Genomic DNA, 16,641 nt, shown 5'->3' with positions numbered 1-16,641 from the left:
GAACATGCACACTTTCGAAATCATCTCCGGCAGGACCGTACGCGATATCCTCAGCGAGGAACGCACGGCGGTACTCCGCATTGTGGCTTCCGCCTACCGGGCCCACGAGGCCGGTGAATCCGTCAACCCGGACAGCTACTTCCTGCGTTTCCCGGACAAGCCGGATTCCCGGATCATCGCGCTGCCCGCGTTTCTGGGCGACGACGTCCAGCTCGCCGGCATCAAGTGGATCGCCAGCTTCCCGAAGAACACCCGGAAGGGCATTCCGCGGGCCTCCGCCGTCCTGGTCCTGAACGACTACGAGACCGGCTACCCGGTCGCCTGCCTCGAAGCCGCGAGCATCAGCTCGGCCCGTACCGCCGCGTCCGCCGCTGTCGCGGCCGGCGCGCTGCGCCCCGGCGGCTTCACGGGGACGCGGATCGCCGTCGTCGGCGGCGGTGTGATCGCACGCAACATCTGCGACTACCTGCACGCCTCCGGATGCGTCCCGGACTCCTACCTCGTCCACGACCTGGACGAGCCCTCCGGCCAGGCCCTGGCAGGGCACATCCGTACCACCCAGGGGATCCCCGCGGACTTCACCGCCGAACTGGACCCCGCGCTGCGGGCGGAGACGGTGGTGTTCGCGACGACGGCGCTCGCGCCGTACGTCAGCACGCCGTTCCGGCCGGGCCAGGTCGTCCTCAACATCTCGCTGCGCGACCTCGCGCCCGAGGTGGTGCTGGCGGCGGACAACGTCCTGGACGACGTCGAGCACTGCCTCAAGGCGGACACCTCCCCGCATCTCGCCGAACAGCTCTCCGGTTCGAGGGAGTTCGTGAACGGAACCCTCGCCGGAGTGCTCTCGGGCAAGGTGGCGCTCTCCGGGGACCGGCCGGTGGTCTTCTCGCCGTTCGGTCTCGGCGTCCTGGACCTCGCGGTGGGCGCCTTCGTCAGGAACGAGGCGCACCGGGCCGGGACGGCCGTCGAGATCCCCGACTTCTTCGGGGAGACGAGCCGATGGTGACGGAGGAAGACCCGGGGGCGGCCCCGGCCACGACCGTCGCGATCATCGGTGCAGGGCCGCGCGGCCTCGGCGTCCTGGAACGGCTGATCGCCCACTGCCTGACCGAACCGTTCCCGGTCACCGTCCATCTCGTGGACCCGCGCTCCCCCGGCCCCGGATTCCACACACCCGGCCAGCCCGACCACCTGCTGCTCAACACGGTGTGCTCCCAGCTGTCGGCCTTCCCGGACGCGCACATGGTGGACGGCCCCGTCCCGCTGTCCGGGCCCTCGCTGCACGCCTGGTGCCGGGAGCGGGATCTCCGGGTCGGGGAGGACGGATTCACCGTCCGGCCCGGCGAGGGCCGCGAGATCCGGCCGAACGACTTCCTGCCGCGCAGGCTGTTGAGCGAGTACCTGATCTGGGCCGGCGAGGAGATAATCGGAGCGGCCCCTGCCTGCCTGACGCTGGTCCGGCACCGCACGACAGCAGCGGACATACGGCCCGGCGCTGACCCGGCCACCCCGGATGCGGCCGCCGAGACCGTCGTCCTGGCCGACGGCAGCCGGTTCACGGCGGACGCGGTCTTCGTCACCGTGGGGCATCACGCCCTGTACCTGCCCGACGGGCCCGCACCCGGGCCCGCGCCGGTCACCCGCCCGTACCCGCTGCCCTCGGCCCTGGACGGCATCGCCGCGCGGTCGCACGTCGCGGTCCTCGGCGCGGGACTGACCGCCATGGACGTCATCTCCACCCTCACGGTGGGCCGCGGCGGGCGGCACGTGAAGGACGGTTCCGCGCTGCGGTACCTGCCCAGCGGGCGGGAGCCGGTGATCGTCCTCGCCAATCGCTCGGGGCTGCCGTCGCGCAGCCGCCCCTATCTCAATCCGGGGCGCGTGCGCTGCGCACCCGTGGCCCTGACCGAGGACCGGCTGGCCGGGCTCCGTACGGCCGCCGCCCGGGACGGCGGCCGGCTCGGCTTCGTCCGCGACGTCCTGCCGCTCGTGGTGGCGGAGATGGAACTCGCCTACTACCGCACCCTGCTGGGCCGGGAGACGGGCGACGCCGTGCGGGCCGGAAGGGAGCTGGCGGACCACGCCGCGCGCACCGGCCACCAGCCGCTGCTGGCGGAGTTACGCGCACGCTTCGGCCCGAATCCGGTCGCGGAAATCCTGTCGGCCGGACTCGGCCCGGCGGCCGGACTCGGCCCGTCCGGCCCGCGATCGCCCGTCCCTGAACCGTCCGGGCCTGAACCGTCCGACCCGGTCTCCGGCGGGGTCCCGCAGCCACAGCGGTGGCCCGGACACGGCGCGTACGCGCGGTGGTTCACGGAGTGCGTCACCGAGGACCTGGCCGAAGCGCGGGCGGGGCTGGGCGTCAGTCCGCTGAAGGAGGCCCTTGAGGTCCTGCGCGACCACCGGGACGTCCTGCGGGCGGCCGTCGACCCGCCGGGCCTCGACTCCGGGTCCCTGACGTTCTTCTTCGGTACGTTCGCCCCGGTCGTCAACCGGCTGGTGATCGGCCCCCAGCTGGAGCGGTCCGCGGAGCTGCTCTCCCTGGTCGCGGCGGGGATCGTCCGCATCGGCCCCGGACCTGCGCCGCAGCTGGTGGCCCCATCGGGCCGGGAGCCGTGGCGTCTGGAGTCCACCCGGCTGGACAGCCCCGCCTCCGTCGACGTGGACCACGTGGTCCACGCGCACCTGGCGGAGGCTCCCCCGGAGCGGGTCCCGGATTCACTGCTCGGCCGGCTCGCGACCGCGGGCCGTGTCCGTACCGCGGCGCCACTCGCCGGCCTCGACGTCACCCGCGGGGGCCAGGGCGTCGGCCGGTCGGGCGCGCCGCAGGAGCGCCTGTTCTTCCTGGGCCCCCACACCGAGGGGTCGAGCTACTACAACCACTACGTCCCGTCACCCGGCGCACCGTCCCGGGCCCTCATGGACGCGGAACTCGCCCTGGGTACCGCGCTGCCGTCACTGATCAGGAGGACGCGTTGAGCAACAGCGAGAAATACACCCCTTGGACCCGGAAGTACCGTGCGGACACCCACGCCGCGCAGGGCGACGGCTGGCGCAGCCCGACCACCGGCGCCGTACCCGCCGCGATCTCGCTCGGCGCCACCTACGCGCGGGACGACGAGTACCGCACCCCGGCCGGGCTCGCCTACCTGCGTGACCAGGGAACTCCCGGTTACGAACAGGTCGAGGCCGTCGTGGCGGGGCTCGAAGGCGGCTCGGACGCGCTGGTCTTCTCGTCCGGCATGGCGGCGGCCACCGCCGTCTTCCAGGTGCTCCCGGCCGGTGCGCGGGTCGTGGTGCCGCGGACGATGTACTTCGGACTCACCAAGTGGCTGCTGGAGTTCGGTGGCCAGCGCGGCCTCCGCGTGGTCCAGGTGCCCATGGACGACCTGACGGCGGTCGCCGCCGCGGTCGGGGCCGAGGACACCGCACTGGTGTGGGCCGAGTCGCCCGCGAACCCCACCTGGACGGTGACCGACATCGCCGCCGTCGCCGGGATCGCACACCGGGCGGGGGCCCTGTTCGGTGTGGACAACACCGTGCCGACTCCCGTGCACGCGCGCCCCTTCGAGCTCGGCGCCGACCTGATCATGCACTCGGGCACCAAGTACCTCAACGGACACACCGATGTGGTGGCGGGGCTGCTCGTGGTGGCGCCGGAGCCCACCGAGGCGCGCGGGGCGATATGGGAACGTCTTCGCCTGCACCGCAGGCTGACGGGCCCGATCCTCGGCCCGCTGGAGACGTATCTGCTGATGCGCGGGATGCGTACACTTTTCCCCCGTATGCGCCAGATCTCCGCCACGGCGATGACCGTGGCCGAGCACTTCGCCGCCCACCCGCTGATCAGGAAGGTCGCCTACCCGGGGCTGCCGTCGGACCCGGGCCATGAGATCGCCGCCCGCCAGATGACCGGTGGATTCAGCGGCATGCTGTCCCTGCACGTGGCCGGGGAGTGGCAGACCTCGCTGCGCGTGGCGCAGCACTGCGAACTCTTCATCCGTGCCACCTCGCTGGGCGGCGTGGAGAGCCTGATCGAGCACCGCTACACCTTCGAAGGGCCGGACAGCTCCTCACCGAAGGACATGCTGCGGCTGTCCATCGGCCTGGAGAATCCGGCAGACCTCGTCGCCGACCTCGAACAGGCCCTGGAACGGGCCGTGAAGGAAGACCATTGAGCCACCCCACCCCCACCCCACACGACGGTGCGCCACCGGCGGACCCCACGCCCCCCGCGGAGGCCGCCGGGCCCGTCCTGGAGCAGGAGGCCGCCGCCGGGCAGCAGCCCGTCACCGAACGGGAAGCAGCCGAGGCACCGGAACCCGTCGCGGACGAGGACGCGGTCGCAGGTGAACCGGCCCCCCGTACGGGCCTGTTCACCGCTCTGCTCCGGGATGCCTCGGTCTCCGCGGTCCTCGCCGGCCTGGTGGCCGTCGTCGTGTCGTACTCGGGACCGCTGGTGATCGTCCTCTCGGCGGCCTCCAGCGGTCACCTGACCCAGGCGCAGACGAGCTCCTGGGTCTGGGCGATCTCCATCGGCAGCGGTGTCACCTGCATCGGTCTGAGCCTGCGGACCCGGATGCCGGTGATCACGGCCTGGTCGACGCCGGGTGCGGCACTGCTGGTCACCAGTCTGGGCGCGTACGCGTACCCGGAGGCCATCGGCGCCTTCCTGGTCAGCGGCGTGGTCATCACGCTCGTCGGGATGACCGGCGTATTCGGGTGGCTGATGCGGCAGATCCCGGGCGCCGTCGTCTCCGCGATGCTCGCGGGGATCCTGTTCTCGTTCGGCACCGGCGTGTTCACCTCGCTCAAGTCCGCCCCGTACATCGCGGGTTCGGTCCTGGTCGGGTATCTGCTGGCCAAGCGGTGGCTGCCCCGCTACGCGGTTCTGACGGCCCTCGCCGCAGGTGTCGTCGCCGCCGCGGCCGGTTCCCGCCTCGACGTCCACCTCGGCGGACTGGAGCTGGCGCGGCCGGTGTTCACCTCGCCGCACTTCTCGGTGGCCTCGCTCGTCGGTATCGCGGTGCCGCTGGTCCTGGCCACGCTCGCCTCGCAGAACGCCCCGGGCATGGCGGTGCTTACCGCTTCCGGGTACGAGCCGGAGGACCGGCTGCTGATCGGGTCCACCGGGCTCGTCTCCACCGTGCTGGCCCCGTTCGGCTCGCACGCGATCAACCTGGCCGCGATCACCGCGGCGATCTGCACCGGCCCCGAGGCTCACCGCGATCCGCGGCGCCGGTATGTGGCGGGCGTGTCCTGCGGAGCGTTCTACCTCATCATCGGCGCGTTCGGCTCCGCACTGGTGGCCCTGTTCGCCGGGCTCCCCAAGGAACTGGTGGCGGCGATCGCAGGAGTCGCCCTGCTGGGAGCGCTGGCCGGCAGCCTGACGGGGGCGGTGAAGGAGGAGAAGGACCGTGAGGCGGCGCTGATCACCTTCCTCGCCACGGCATCGGGGCTCACGCTCTTCGGTATCGGATCGGCCTTCTGGGGGCTCCTCTTCGGAGTCCTCACCCACCTCGTCCTCACCCACCGGCGGAAGGCGGTGGCGGTCGCGTAGCCGGCGACCGGTCGACGGCACGGCGCAGCCGGCCCCGTTCAGCGCACGGCCCCGTCCGGCCGGCCGCCGGGCGGGGCCCTGTGCTTCCCGGCGCCCGGCCCCGGACTCACGTCCCGGCGGGCGCCCGCATCGAGGCATGGGCGAACTCCGCCACCCCGTCCGCGAACGACACCGCGGGCAGCCAGTCCAGTTCGGCCCTGATCCGTTGCGAGGACGCGGTGATGTGGCGGACGTCCCCCAGCCGGTACTCGCCGGTCACCAGCGGGGCCGGCCCGGGATAGGCCGCCGCGAGCTGCTGCGCCATCTCCAGGATGGTGTGCGGTTCCCCGCTGCCCACGTTGTACGCACGCAGCTCCCCGTCCGCACGGCCCCGCGCGCCCTCCAGCGCGGCCGTGTTGGCGGACGCGATGTCACTCACGTGGATGAAGTCCCGCCGCTGTCCGCCGTCCTCGAAGACGACCGGGGCCGTCCCGCGGGCCAGGGCCGAGCGGAAGAAGGACGCCACGCCCGCGTACGGGGTGTCGCGGGGCATGCCGGGCCCGTACACGTTGTGGTAGCGCAGCGCGACGGCCCTGCCGCCGGTCGCCCGTGCCCAGGCGGTGGCCAGGTGCTCCTGGGCGAGTTTCGTCGTCGCGTACACGTTCCGCGGATCGACCGGCGCGTCCTCGGCGACCAGGCCCGGCACGGCGGCGTCACCGCACTGCGGGCAGACGGGCTCGAACCGGCCCGCTTCGAGATCGGCGGGCGAGCGCGGGCCGGGACGGACGACACCGTGGCGGGTGCAGTCGTAGCGCCCCTCCCCGTACACCACCATGGACCCGGCCAGCACCAGGTCACGCACGCCCGCCTCGGCCATGGCCGCGAGCAGCACCGCGGTACCGAGGTCGTTGCAGCTCACATAGTCGGGCGCGTCGGCGAAGTGCTTGCCGAGGCCGACCATGGCCGCCTGGTGGCAGACCGCGTCCACCCCCCGCAGGGCCTTCTCCACCGCGGACCGGTCGCGGACGTCCGCCTCGATCCACTCCGCACCGGTGGGGGAGGGCCGTTGGGCGTGCGCGGCGGGCAAGAGGGCGTCGAACACGACGGGTTCGTGGCCTCTGGCCGTCAGGTCCGCCACGATGTGCGAGCCGATGAATCCCGCGCCGCCGGTGACAAGTACACGCATGCCCTGCAGCGTACGGCCCGGCCGCGCGCCGCCCGGACCACGGGTGCGGAGCCGGGGTGTCGGCGGCCGTCGCGGCGGGCGGGGGCGGGGAGGGCGGGGGCGGGGAGGGCTCCGGAGATCCCTTCCCACCCCCGCCGGGTCGTGCTGTTCCGTCCTCAGCTGAAGACGATCATCGACCCCTGCGCCAGACTGCGGGTGGCAGCCGCGTGCAGCCCCAGCCACACATGCCGTTCCCTGGCGAACGGGCCGTCGTCGGCGGAGACCGGACCGGCCGGTTCCTCCAGGGATGTCGGGCGGGACGGGGCCTGCGGCGTCGCCGGAGGGTTCGCCGCGTCGATACCGATGGACCCGGCCACCACCTCCAGCTCACGGAGCAGGCCGTGGGCGGAGCCCAGCGGGCCGCCGCCCTCCAGGAGTTCGTCGTTGGAGAGCGGTGCGCCGAAGTCGACCGGGACATAGGCGCCCGCGTGGTCGTAGTGCCAGACCAGATGGGACTGCTGCGCCGTGGCCTCGAACATCTCAAGGAGCTGTTCGTAGTCGCTGCCCAGGTCGTCGACCGGGGCGACCTCCAGGCCGCAGACCTTCAGGAGGTACGCGCGCCGCAGGAAGTGCAGGGCGTCGTAGTCGAATCCGGCCACCGGGGCCACATCGCCGGAGAGCCCCGGCATATAGGCGAGGACGGGTACGGACGGCAGCCCGGCTTCGCCGAGTGCCTTGTCGTAGACGGCTATCTCTTCTGCGAAGGGGTTGTCGGGGCTGTGGCACAGCACATCGACGAGGGGGACCAGCCACAGGTCACAGGCCAACGGGGCTCCTAGCGGGGTTCGGGGGGATCCCCCCGAGCGGGCTTGTCCGGCCAGCGTAATGCGCGGTTCACGCTGCGCGAAGACCCCCGGTCGTACCGGTCGCCGCGGCATCCCCCGGTGGCCGTTCCGGTCCCTGCCGCCCGCGGCCGGCGGGGCCGCCCCCGGACGCCTGACGCGGTACGGCCGCCCCCCGGCCCCGTTCCTACCGCGCGGCGCCGCTGCCCTTGCCCACGGGCCAGACCCAGGCTCCGCCGATCCGCTGCCCCGGGCGGCCGAGCAGCTTCTGGACCGTGACATACAGCGCCGCGTCGTTGTCCTCGGGCGGGATGACGACCACGCCCGCCTTCCAGTACGCCAGGTCGTACCGCGCCTGCGCCTGCCAGTTGGGGCCGATCACCGGGACCTTCGCGCCGTACCGGACGTCCCGGAAGAGGTTCGACGTGTAGCGGGGCGGCGCCCCGTAGATACCCGTGCGGTCCGCCCCGTACGGCCCGTTGAAGTAGCCGCCCGGCACCGGGAAACGCACCCCGGTGGCCGACTGCCAGCGCAGCGCCTCCGCGCTGCCCGGGTCGGGCAGCGGAACCGGGACCACGGACTCGCCGGGGCCCACGTACTTCTTCCACAGGCCGTCGGCGATGAACGCCGGTACGTCCGGGCGCTTCTGTACCGGCATCGGGGTGGGCACGATCGGTACCAGTGCGGCGGCGACGGCCAGCGCCCCGGCCACCTGCCAGGCACGGACACGGGTGCGGATCAGCCGGTCGGCCGTCAGCGCGACCAGTATGCCGAGCGCCGGGGCGCAGATCATCGCGACCCGGCCCTCGATCACCGACTCGAACAGCGGCCGGTGTGCCAGCAGCCGCCAGGGCCCGGGGAACACCACATCCGTGTACGGGATACGGATCTTCTGGCCCAGCGAGAGGACCGCGGCGGCCACCGCGGTGAAGGCGAGCGCCCTGACCAGCGTGTGCCGCCACAGCCGTACCGTGATCGCGAAGGCCAGCGCGACCAGCGGCCAGCCGTAGAAGGCGTTCTGCTCGGTCCGGTTCAGCGCCAGCTTGTCGGCCGTCGCGTCGCTGCCGAACAGGGCCCGCCCGGAGAACTCCAGGAGGGCGCGGGGGCTGTTGCCCGCGTTGTCCCCGTGCAGCACGCTGTGGTAGCTCTGCGCACCGAAGAACTGCCAGCCCAGCGGGTAGGCGACCAGGGGGAACGCGGTGAGCGCGGCGACCCCGAGCCCCTTGAGCAGGGGGCGCCATGCCGCCCGCGCCACTTCCCTGCGCAGCAGCCCGTAGGCCAGGGCGAAGAGCAGCATGCCGAGGGCCGCCAGCAGGAACGGCTCCTCGCCGAGGAAGATCTGGTACGTCGCGAAGAGGCCGAGCAGCACCCCGTCCCGTACGACGTTCTTCCCCTCGCAGAGCCGCAGCGCCCGGTCGATGATCACCGGGATCATGAACAGCACCAGGAAGTTGGGGTGCGCGTTGCCGTGCGAGATCATCGGCGGCGCGAACGCGGCGAGCGCGGCGCCGGGCGCCGCCGCCCACCGGTTGCGGACCAGGCGCCTGGCGATCAGCCAGTACCAGGCGGCGGCCGTCGCGGCGAGCCCGCCGGTCAGCACCAGCGCCCAGGTCACGGTCGGCCCGAACAGCAGGGTGACCGGGGTGAGCGGGACGGAGAGCCCCAGCATGGGTGTGTTGCCCATGAGGTTGACCCCGGCGGGGAAGTTCTGCGCGGTGGTGAAGAACGGGTTGTGCAGATGCGCGACGTTGTCCGCGGTGACGGCGAAGAACCACTCCCACTGGTTCTGGTCCTGGAGCGAGTCGCGGAGGTAGCCGTGTCCGAGGTCGGCCCAGAGGTTCTTGTAGAGGAGGACGGACGCCAGCAGGAAGAGCCCGCAGACCGCCAGGTCGGTGCGGCGCACCGCGCGGGCCTTCAGCCGGACCAGCTCCGTGAGCACCCGCAGATAGTCGAGCGGCCCGACCTTGGAGCCCTCCTGGTGCGACCAGCGCACCGGGACCTCGGCGACGGGCCACCCCTGGCGCCGGAAGTACTGGAGTATCTCGACGTCGATGCCCCACCCGTCGAGCCGCGCGTCGGCGAACGCCTCGCGCGCCTTGTCGCCGTCCAGGAGCTTGAAGCCGCACTGGGTGTCGCGGATACCGGGGACGGCGACGGCCCGTATGAGCCGGTTCCCCATCCGTCCCATCCACTCGCGCAGCCGCCCCTGATGCACCTCGACGCTGGAACCGGGGTGCGCACGCGAGCCGACCGCGGCCGCGTGCCCGGCCTCCAGCTCCTGGGTGAGCCGGTCCAACTCCTCGATGGGCGTGGCCAGATCGGCATCGGTGACCAGCACCCGTATGCCTTGGGACGCGGCCACACCGAGCCGCAGGGCGTGCCCCTTGCCGCGGTTGCCCGGGCTGCTGACCAGCCGGACCCGGGAGTCGGCGGCAGCGGCCTCCCGGGCGATGCGCGCGGTGCCGTCCACCGAACCGTCGTCGACGACCAGCAGCTCCCAGCGGCCGGAACCGCTGTCCAGATACGCCCGGACAGCGTCCAGCGTGGGGCCGAGGCGCCCTTCCTCGTTGTACGCGGGCACGACGACGGACAGTTCCACCACGGGCGATTCCACCCTGCTCATCTGGCGCGCCGATCCGAGGGGCGGGCGGAGGTCCGGCCGCCCCGGTGGTCGCCGCCGCCCGGGGCATCGGCGGAGGGCGGGGAGTACGGGGTGCCGTCCGGGGGCGGACCGTCGGCCGGCTCAGGACCGGCGGACGGCGGGGCGTCGGCCGGGTGCGAGTCCTCGGCCGGGTGCGAGTCCTCGGCCGGGTGCGAGTCCTCGGCCGGCGAATGGTGCGGCCCGTCGGACTGCGGGGCCGCGCCACGGGCCCGCAGCCGCTCGGCCCACCGGATGGCGTGCGCGTGGTACGCCTCGATGACCGCGAGCGCCTGGGCGCCGTCGCCGCATGTCACCGCGGCCACCAGCTCCTCGTGGCCCTGCCACAGCCATTCGGCCAGCTCCGTACGGTCGCGGAGGTACGGCACGGCGAAGACCCAGCACTGCACGCGCAGCCGGTGCAGGAAGTCGGAGATGTAGCGGTTGCCGGTGAGGGCGCCGAGCTCACGCCAGAACCGCAGGTCGTACCCGATCAGGATTTCCAGACTGCCGGTCCGCGCGGCCTGCGCGGCCTCCTCGGCCCTGCGGCGTACGGACTGCAGCGACTCACCCGCCGCGCCCCGCATCGCGAGACGCCGGAAGATCCCGTCGACGATCAGCGAGCGGGCTTCGACCATGGCGCAGTAGTCGTCGACCGAGAACTGGTGGACCCGGAACCCCTTGTGCTGATCGGAGTCGAGCAGCCCCTGCGCGGACATCTCGACCAGCGCCTCACGGACCGGGGTCGCCGAGACCCCGTACCCTTCGGCGATCTGCTTGACGGTGAAGATCTCGCCCGGCTGAAGACGGCCCGCAAGCACCTCGTCACGCAGCGCGTCGGCGATCTGCTGCCGCAGAGTACTGCGGGTCACCGCTCCGCTCGCGGGCATCGACTGTTTCCCCTCGTCCGGCTCCGGACACCCTACGACCTGGTGTGCGGGCAGCTGCCGGGTCGAGCGTAGACGGTGATCAGGACCGGGTCATGGTCCGGTCCGCGCGGCCGTGGGAGCGCCGTTCCGCTGAAAGACGCTGCTGGGCCGGGCAGGAGGGGGCTGTCGCGCGCCCAGTGGCGGACCTTCCTGCCCTCGGTGTCCTGCCGGAAGACGTGCGGGGGACGCCGAGGGGGCGGACGCACCGCCCCCTTCGGCGCCCCCATGACGTCCTAGGGCCTGTCGTTCGGATCTCCGCGGCGTCGCGGTGTCCGGCACGCGCGTCTGCCGCGTTGTCGTCGGTCGACGACGCTCCGCGTCGCCTCCCTCCTCCGCCTTGCAGCCGCACACACCGGACACCGCTCCTTCCCCACGGAGATCCGAACGACAAGCCCTAAGCGACCACGTGCTCGTCCGCCACCGAGAGCGCGGCGTCCAGTGCCGCCAGGCCTTCCTTGGCCTCCGCGTCGGTGATGTTGCACGGCGGCACCACATGCGTGCGGTTCATGTTGATGAAGGGCCACAGGCCGTGCTTCTTCGCCGCCGCGCCGAACGCCGCCATCGGGGCGTTGGCCTCGCCCGTCGCGTTGTACGGGACCAGGGGCTCGTGCGTCTCCCTGTTCCGTACGAGGTCCAGGGCCCAGAACGCGCCCACGCCGCGCACCTCGCCGACCGACGGGTGCCGGGCGGCCAGGTCCGCGAGGGCCGGGGCCAGGACGTCGGTGCCGAGGCGGGCTGCCTGGCCGATGATGTCCTCCTCCTCCATGGCCCTGATCGTCGCGACGGCTGCCGCGCAGGCCAGCGGGTGGCCGGAGTAGGTGAGCCCGCCCGGGTAGGGGCGCTTCGCGAATGTCTCGGCGATCTCGCCGGAGATCGCGACGCCGCCCAGCGGGACGTAACCGGAGTTGACGCCCTTCGCGAAGGTCAACAGGTCGGGGGTGATGCCGTAGAGGTCGGCGGCGAACCAGGAGCCGGTCCGGCCGAAGCCCGCCATCACCTCGTCGAGGATGAAGACGATGCCGTACCGGTCGCAGATCTCCCGGACGCCCGCGAGGTAGCCGGGCGGCGGGGTCATGATGCCGGCCGTGCCCGGGATGGTTTCGAGGATGATCGCGGCCACCGACTGCGGGCCCTCGTACGCGATGGTGTCCTCAAGGTGCTGGAGGGCGCGGGCGCTCTCCTCGGCCTCGGTGGTCGCGTAGAACGGCGAACGGTAGAGGAACGGCGCCCAGAAGTGCACCACGCCTGCCGACGCCGTGTCGGAGGCCCAGCGGCGCGGGTCGCCGGTGAGGTTGATCGCGGTGGCGGTGCCGCCGTGGTACGAGCGGTAGGCGCTCAGCACCTTCGCCCGGCCCGTGTGCAGCCGGGCCATCCGGACGGCGTTCTCGACGGCCTCGGCGCCGCCGTTGGTGAAGAAGATCTTGTCCAGGTCGCCGGGGGTGCGTTCGGCGATGAGGCGTGCGGCCTCGGAGCGCGACTCGACGGCGAAGGCGGGCGCGAACGTGGTCATCGTCGCCGCCTGCTCCTGGATCGCGGCGACGACCTTCGGGTGCTGGTAGCCGATGTTGGTGAAGACGAGACCGCTGGCGAAGTCGAGGTACCGGTTGCCCTCGTAGTCCCAGAAGTACGAACCCTCGGCACCGGCGACGGCGAGCGGGTCGATCAGTTCCTGGGCGGACCAGGAGTGGAACACGTGCGCGCGGTCGGCGGCCTTGACGGCCGCACCTGTCCGGGGATCGGGCTGCGAGATCTGAGGGGTCATGCGCCCCAGCGTAGAGAGCCGCAGGTCGGGAGGCACATGGCCATCATGTATGGACTCGGCGGGATTCGTCGGCAGGATGTCGCCCTGCCGGCGGCATGACCGCTGGGCACGCGGACGTCCGGCCGTCGCGCACCTTTGTCCGTTATGGACAAGCGGCTGCCGCAGACGGGAGGGCGGCCCTTACGGACAGTCCGTCGCACCGCTCGGGACAGCTACCGGGCCGCACGGACAGCCCGTCGCACCGCACGGGACAGGCGGCCCCTGCGCGGACGGTCCGCCGTAACGGACGGACGACCGCCGCAGACCGCCAGAGACCGCCACAGACAGCCCGCCTTGCACCCATTGCGCTCACGATCGGCCGTTACGGAACGGTCGGAGTACCCGGATCTCCCAGTCATACCGGCGCGCCGCGGGGGCGCACTATTCTCCCCTCCATGGGGCGCGTGCGGTAGCGCGCGCAGGGGGAGGGGCACATCCATGGAGCAGCTCCAGCCGGGCGATCCACTCCATATCGGCGCTTACCGGCTCCTGGCGCGGCTCGGTGCGGGCGGGATGGGCCAGGTCTATCTGGCGCGCTCGGACCGGGGCCGTACGGTCGCGCTCCGGCTCGTCCGGGAGGAGCTGGCCGGGGCCGGCGCGTTCCGCGACCGCTTCCGCCTGGAGGTACAGGCTGCGCGCCGGGTCACGGGGCCGTGGACGGCCCCCGTCCTGGACGCCGACACCGAGGCACCGGCCCCGTGGACCGTCACCGGGTACGTCGCGGGCCCGAGCCTCCGCTCCGTCGTCTCCGGTACGCACGGCCCGCTGCCCGGGCGGTCGGTACGGATACTCGGCTCGGGCCTGGCGCACGCCCTGGCCGGGATACACGCGGCCGGCCTGATCCACCGCGCGCTCAAGCCGTCGAACGTGCTGCTCACCGTCGACGGGCCGCGCGTCATCGGCTTCGGGATCGCCCGCCCGCCGGTGACAGCGGCCGGTGGCGGCCCGGCGGGCACGGGCGCGTCGGCCGGCCGGCCGATGCTGGCACCCGGCAGGCCGGGGCTGATGGCACCCGAGCAGATACGCGGCGACCGGGCCACCCCGGCCTGCGATGTCTTCTGCCTCGGCGCGGTCCTGGCGTACGCGGCTGCCGGGGCGCTGCCGTCCGGCGCCGCGGGGAGCGTGGCGCACGCGCCGACATCCCGCGTCGCGCAGGGGCCACCGGACCTCGGCGGGCTCCCGGAAAGCCTGCGGGACCTGGTGGCCGGCTGTCTCCGCGAGGACCCGGGCGCCCGTCCGACGCTCGCTCAGATCCTGGAGCGTACGGACGAGCCCGCTGCGGACGGTCCGTGGCTGCCCGGCCCGCTGATGGCCCACCTCGGGCGGCACGCGGCGCAGTTGCGGGAGTTGGAGGGGCTCGGCCCGGAGAGGCCCGGTCCCGAGAAGCCCGGTCCTGAGCCGGTGCGGAGCCCGGCACAGGCCCCCGCCCGGCCGGCGTCACCGGAGCGGGGCAGGTGCGATACCCCGTGCGATACCCCCCGGGGCGCGGCCCGGACGACGGCCTCGCCGCCCGCCTCCGCCGTACCGCCGTCCACCCCGCCGCCGTCCACCCCGCCGCCGTCCACCCCGCCGCCGGACACCTCCCCCGCGTACGGCTGTCCCCGCACCCCGTCCCCGGAGGACCCGCCCCCGCCTCCACGGTCCGGTTACCACTACTACGCCCCGGTGCCGGAACCCGAACCGGTGCACCGCAACAGCCGCTGGACCGCCGCACTGGTCATGGTCGCCCTGATCGTGGCGGTCGGCGCGGGCGGTTCCGTCTACGCGGTCATGGAGAAGGGCGGCGCCCCGAAGGATCCGGCGCCCCACTCCACCACCGGCCCCACGGCCCCGGCAGGGCACAGCGCGCCGGGGTCGCCGGGTCCCGGGAACCGCTGACCCCACCCGGCACCGCCGCGGCAACCCGCGGCACCCACCGGCCCCTGCCTCTTCGCTGCCGCACTGTCCGTGCGGCCGTTCCGTGTGACCGGTCGGTCTCCGGGTAGCCGGTCCGTGAAGCACAAGCCCGCGCTACCCGCGCAACCCCCGCAAGAGGAGAGGCACGTATGTCGTCATCGCTGATCGAAACGGTGGACATCGACGCCCCGGTCGCCGTGAGCTGGGCGCTGTGGAGCGATGTCACCCGCTGGCCCGCCTTCCTGAGCCACGTACGGCTCGTCGAGCCGATCGACGCCACACGTTTCGCCTGGCAGCTCTCGCTGCCCGGCGCCGACAAGAACTTCGTCGCCGAACTCACCGAGGTCGTGCCGGAGGACCGGATCGCCTGGCGGACCACCGAGGGGGTCCACCACGCCGGTGTGGTCACCTTCCACCGCCTCACCGACACCACGAGCCGGGTGGCGGTCCAGATCGAGTACGACCCCAAGGGCTTCATCGAGCACCTGGGCGCCCTTACCAACCTCGATTCCGTCCTCGCCAACTACGACCTGGGCGAATTCCAGAAACTGGCCGAGAAGACGGCCGCCTCCTGAGGCCGCTAGCCTGGTCGGCAATGAACCATTTGCCGACGTCATCAGGCTCGCTTGCCCTCACCCGGTTCCCCGAGGACCCTCGCGACCAGCTGCGCGCCTGGGACGCCGCTGACGAATATCTGCTGCGCCACCTGGAAGAGGAGACCGGCACCGGCCTCCCCACGGGAACCACCGTCGTGACCGGCGACCGGTGGGGCGCGCTGACCACCGCACTGGCCGGAGCGGACGGCGGCGCCGGGACCGGTGGGGCCGGTGAGGTCGTCCAGATCACCGACTCCTTCCTCGGGCAGGAGGCGACCCGGGCCAATCTGGAGCGGAACGGGATCGCCCCCGGCTCCGTACGGCTGCTCTCCACCCAGGACGCACCGCCGGAACGGATCGACCTGCTCATCGTCCGGGTCCCGAAGAGCCTCGCGCTCCTGGAGGACGAGCTGCACCGGCTCGCACCCGCCGTGCACGCCGGGACGGTCGTCATCGGCGCCGGCATGGTCAAGGAGATCCACACCTCGACCCTGAAACTCTTCGAGCAGATCATCGGCCCCACGAAGACGTCCCTCGCGGTGCGGAAGGCCCGGCTGATCTTCTGCACCCCGGACCCGTCGCTCTCCCCGGGCCCCAGCCCCTGGCCGAGGAGTTACGAGCTGCCCGCAGGCATCGGCACCGCCGCGGGGCGGACGGTGGTCAACCACGCGGGGGTCTTCTGCGCCGAACGTCTCGACATCGGGACCCGATTCTTCCTGCCGCACCTGCCGCAGCACGACGGCCCGGAGCGGGTGGTCGACCTGGGCTGCGGCAACGGCGTGGTCGGCACCGCAGTGGCCCTGGCGAACCCGCAGGCCGAAGTGGTCTTCACCGACGAGTCGTTCCAGGCGGTGGCCTCGGCCGAGGCCACCTTCCGGAAGAACCTGGGGCCCGACGCCCCGGCGGAGTTCCGCATCGGTGACACCTTCGCGGGCGTCGAGGCCGGCTCGGTCGACCTCGTACTGAACAACCCGCCGTTCCACACCCACCAGGCGACCAGCGACCAGACGTCCCGGCGGATGTTCCGCGGCGCCCGGGAGGCGCTGCGGACGGGCGGCGAGCTGTGGGTCGTCGGCAACAGACACCTCAGCTACCACGTCATGCTCAAGCGCACCTTCGGCAACTGCCGGGTGGTGACGAGCGATCCGAAGTTCGTCATCCTGCGCGCCGTGAAGCGGTAGGGCGAGGACCGCACGCCGAAGCAGCCCGGCAGCCGCTGAGGAACAGCTGTCCCG

11 protein-coding genes and 1 pseudogene are annotated in these 16,641 nt (G+C 72.7%); 7 read left to right on the top strand and 5 right to left on the bottom strand.

Features of this window, described 5'->3' with window-relative positions:
- Nucleotides 1-4 precede the first annotated feature (4 nt).
- Genes sbnB through OG917_RS18720 form a run of 4 tightly spaced genes read left to right on the top strand, consistent with a single transcriptional unit; the run spans nucleotide 5 to nucleotide 5,560 of the window.
- Nucleotides 5-1,006, top strand: coding sequence for a 2,3-diaminopropionate biosynthesis protein SbnB (gene sbnB, locus OG917_RS18735; protein WP_328318757.1), 1,002 nt, complete (start codon nucleotides 5-7; stop codon nucleotides 1,004-1,006).
- A complete protein-coding gene (locus tag OG917_RS18730) occupies nucleotides 1,000-2,979 on the top strand; it encodes an FAD/NAD(P)-binding protein (RefSeq protein ID WP_328318756.1) in 1,980 nt (659 codons plus the stop codon). The genes sbnB and OG917_RS18730 overlap by 7 nt, the downstream gene beginning before the upstream one ends.
- On the top strand, nucleotides 2,976-4,178 hold the full coding sequence (locus OG917_RS18725; RefSeq protein ID WP_328318755.1) for a trans-sulfuration enzyme family protein: 1,203 nt from the start codon (nucleotides 2,976-2,978) through the stop codon (nucleotides 4,176-4,178). The genes OG917_RS18730 and OG917_RS18725 overlap by 4 nt, the downstream gene beginning before the upstream one ends.
- Nucleotides 4,175-5,560, top strand: a complete 1,386-nt coding sequence (locus OG917_RS18720; protein WP_328318754.1) for a benzoate/H(+) symporter BenE family transporter — start codon at nucleotides 4,175-4,177, stop codon at nucleotides 5,558-5,560. The genes OG917_RS18725 and OG917_RS18720 overlap by 4 nt, the downstream gene beginning before the upstream one ends.
- A gap of 106 nt (nucleotides 5,561-5,666) precedes the next feature.
- Here the strand turns inward: OG917_RS18720 and OG917_RS18715 are convergent, their stop codons facing one another.
- The 5 genes and pseudogenes from OG917_RS18715 to OG917_RS18695 all read right to left on the bottom strand — a co-directional run bounded on the left by OG917_RS18715 (nucleotide 5,667) and on the right by OG917_RS18695 (nucleotide 12,875).
- Nucleotides 5,667-6,725 (bottom strand): NAD-dependent epimerase/dehydratase family protein, encoded by a 1,059-nt coding sequence (locus tag OG917_RS18715; protein ID WP_328318753.1) that lies wholly within the window; start codon nucleotides 6,723-6,725, stop codon nucleotides 5,667-5,669.
- Nucleotides 6,726-6,880: 155 nt separating this feature from the next.
- Nucleotides 6,881-7,531 (bottom strand): hypothetical protein, encoded by a 651-nt coding sequence (locus tag OG917_RS18710; protein WP_328318752.1) that lies wholly within the window; start codon nucleotides 7,529-7,531, stop codon nucleotides 6,881-6,883.
- A 202-nt stretch (nucleotides 7,532-7,733) separates the two neighbouring features.
- A complete protein-coding gene (locus tag OG917_RS18705) occupies nucleotides 7,734-10,169 on the bottom strand; it encodes a dolichyl-phosphate beta-glucosyltransferase (protein WP_328318751.1) in 2,436 nt (811 codons plus the stop codon).
- Nucleotides 10,170-10,411: 242 nt separating this feature from the next.
- Nucleotides 10,412-11,074, bottom strand: a pseudogene (locus tag OG917_RS18700) (GntR family transcriptional regulator); the annotation flags it as partial.
- A 433-nt stretch (nucleotides 11,075-11,507) separates the two neighbouring features.
- A complete protein-coding gene (locus OG917_RS18695; protein ID WP_328318750.1) occupies nucleotides 11,508-12,875 on the bottom strand; it encodes an aspartate aminotransferase family protein in 1,368 nt (455 codons plus the stop codon).
- Between the two features lie 477 nt (nucleotides 12,876-13,352).
- Between OG917_RS18695 and OG917_RS18690 the strand changes: the two genes are divergently transcribed.
- The 3 genes from OG917_RS18690 (at nucleotide 13,353) to OG917_RS18680 (ending at nucleotide 16,587) form a co-directional block, all read left to right on the top strand.
- Nucleotides 13,353-14,792, top strand: a complete 1,440-nt coding sequence (locus tag OG917_RS18690) for a serine/threonine-protein kinase (protein ID WP_328318749.1) — start codon at nucleotides 13,353-13,355, stop codon at nucleotides 14,790-14,792.
- 167 nt (nucleotides 14,793-14,959) lie between these two features.
- A complete protein-coding gene (locus tag OG917_RS18685) occupies nucleotides 14,960-15,385 on the top strand; it encodes an SRPBCC family protein (protein WP_328318748.1) in 426 nt (141 codons plus the stop codon).
- Nucleotides 15,386-15,405: 20 nt separating this feature from the next.
- Complete coding sequence (locus OG917_RS18680) at nucleotides 15,406-16,587, top strand: methyltransferase (RefSeq protein WP_328318747.1); 1,182 nt, start codon at nucleotides 15,406-15,408, stop codon at nucleotides 16,585-16,587.
- Nucleotides 16,588-16,641 lie beyond the last annotated feature (54 nt).

The sequence above is a fragment of the Streptomyces sp. NBC_00388 genome (genome assembly GCF_036061255.1).
Classification (GTDB): Bacteria; Actinomycetota; Actinomycetes; order Streptomycetales; family Streptomycetaceae; genus Streptomyces.
This window is presented reverse-complemented; position numbering and strand designations above follow the sequence as displayed.

Bases quoted from the DNA above. Each gene is read 5' to 3' on its own strand.
- OG917_RS18715 (WP_328318753.1), bottom strand. From the start codon at position 6,725: ATGCGTGTACTTGTCACCGGCGGCGCGGGATTCATCGGCTCGCACATC.
- OG917_RS18685 (WP_328318748.1), top strand. From the start codon at position 14,960: ATGTCGTCATCGCTGATCGAAACGGTGGACATCGACGCCCCGGTCGCC.
- OG917_RS18680 (WP_328318747.1), top strand. From the start codon at position 15,406: ATGAACCATTTGCCGACGTCATCAGGCTCGCTTGCCCTCACCCGGTTC.
- OG917_RS18730 (WP_328318756.1), top strand. From the start codon at position 1,000: ATGGTGACGGAGGAAGACCCGGGGGCGGCCCCGGCCACGACCGTCGCG.
- OG917_RS18690 (WP_328318749.1), top strand. From the start codon at position 13,353: ATGGAGCAGCTCCAGCCGGGCGATCCACTCCATATCGGCGCTTACCGG.
- OG917_RS18705 (WP_328318751.1), bottom strand. From the start codon at position 10,169: ATGAGCAGGGTGGAATCGCCCGTGGTGGAACTGTCCGTCGTCGTGCCC.
- OG917_RS18695 (WP_328318750.1), bottom strand. From the start codon at position 12,875: ATGACCCCTCAGATCTCGCAGCCCGATCCCCGGACAGGTGCGGCCGTC.
- sbnB (WP_328318757.1), top strand. From the start codon at position 5: ATGCACACTTTCGAAATCATCTCCGGCAGGACCGTACGCGATATCCTC.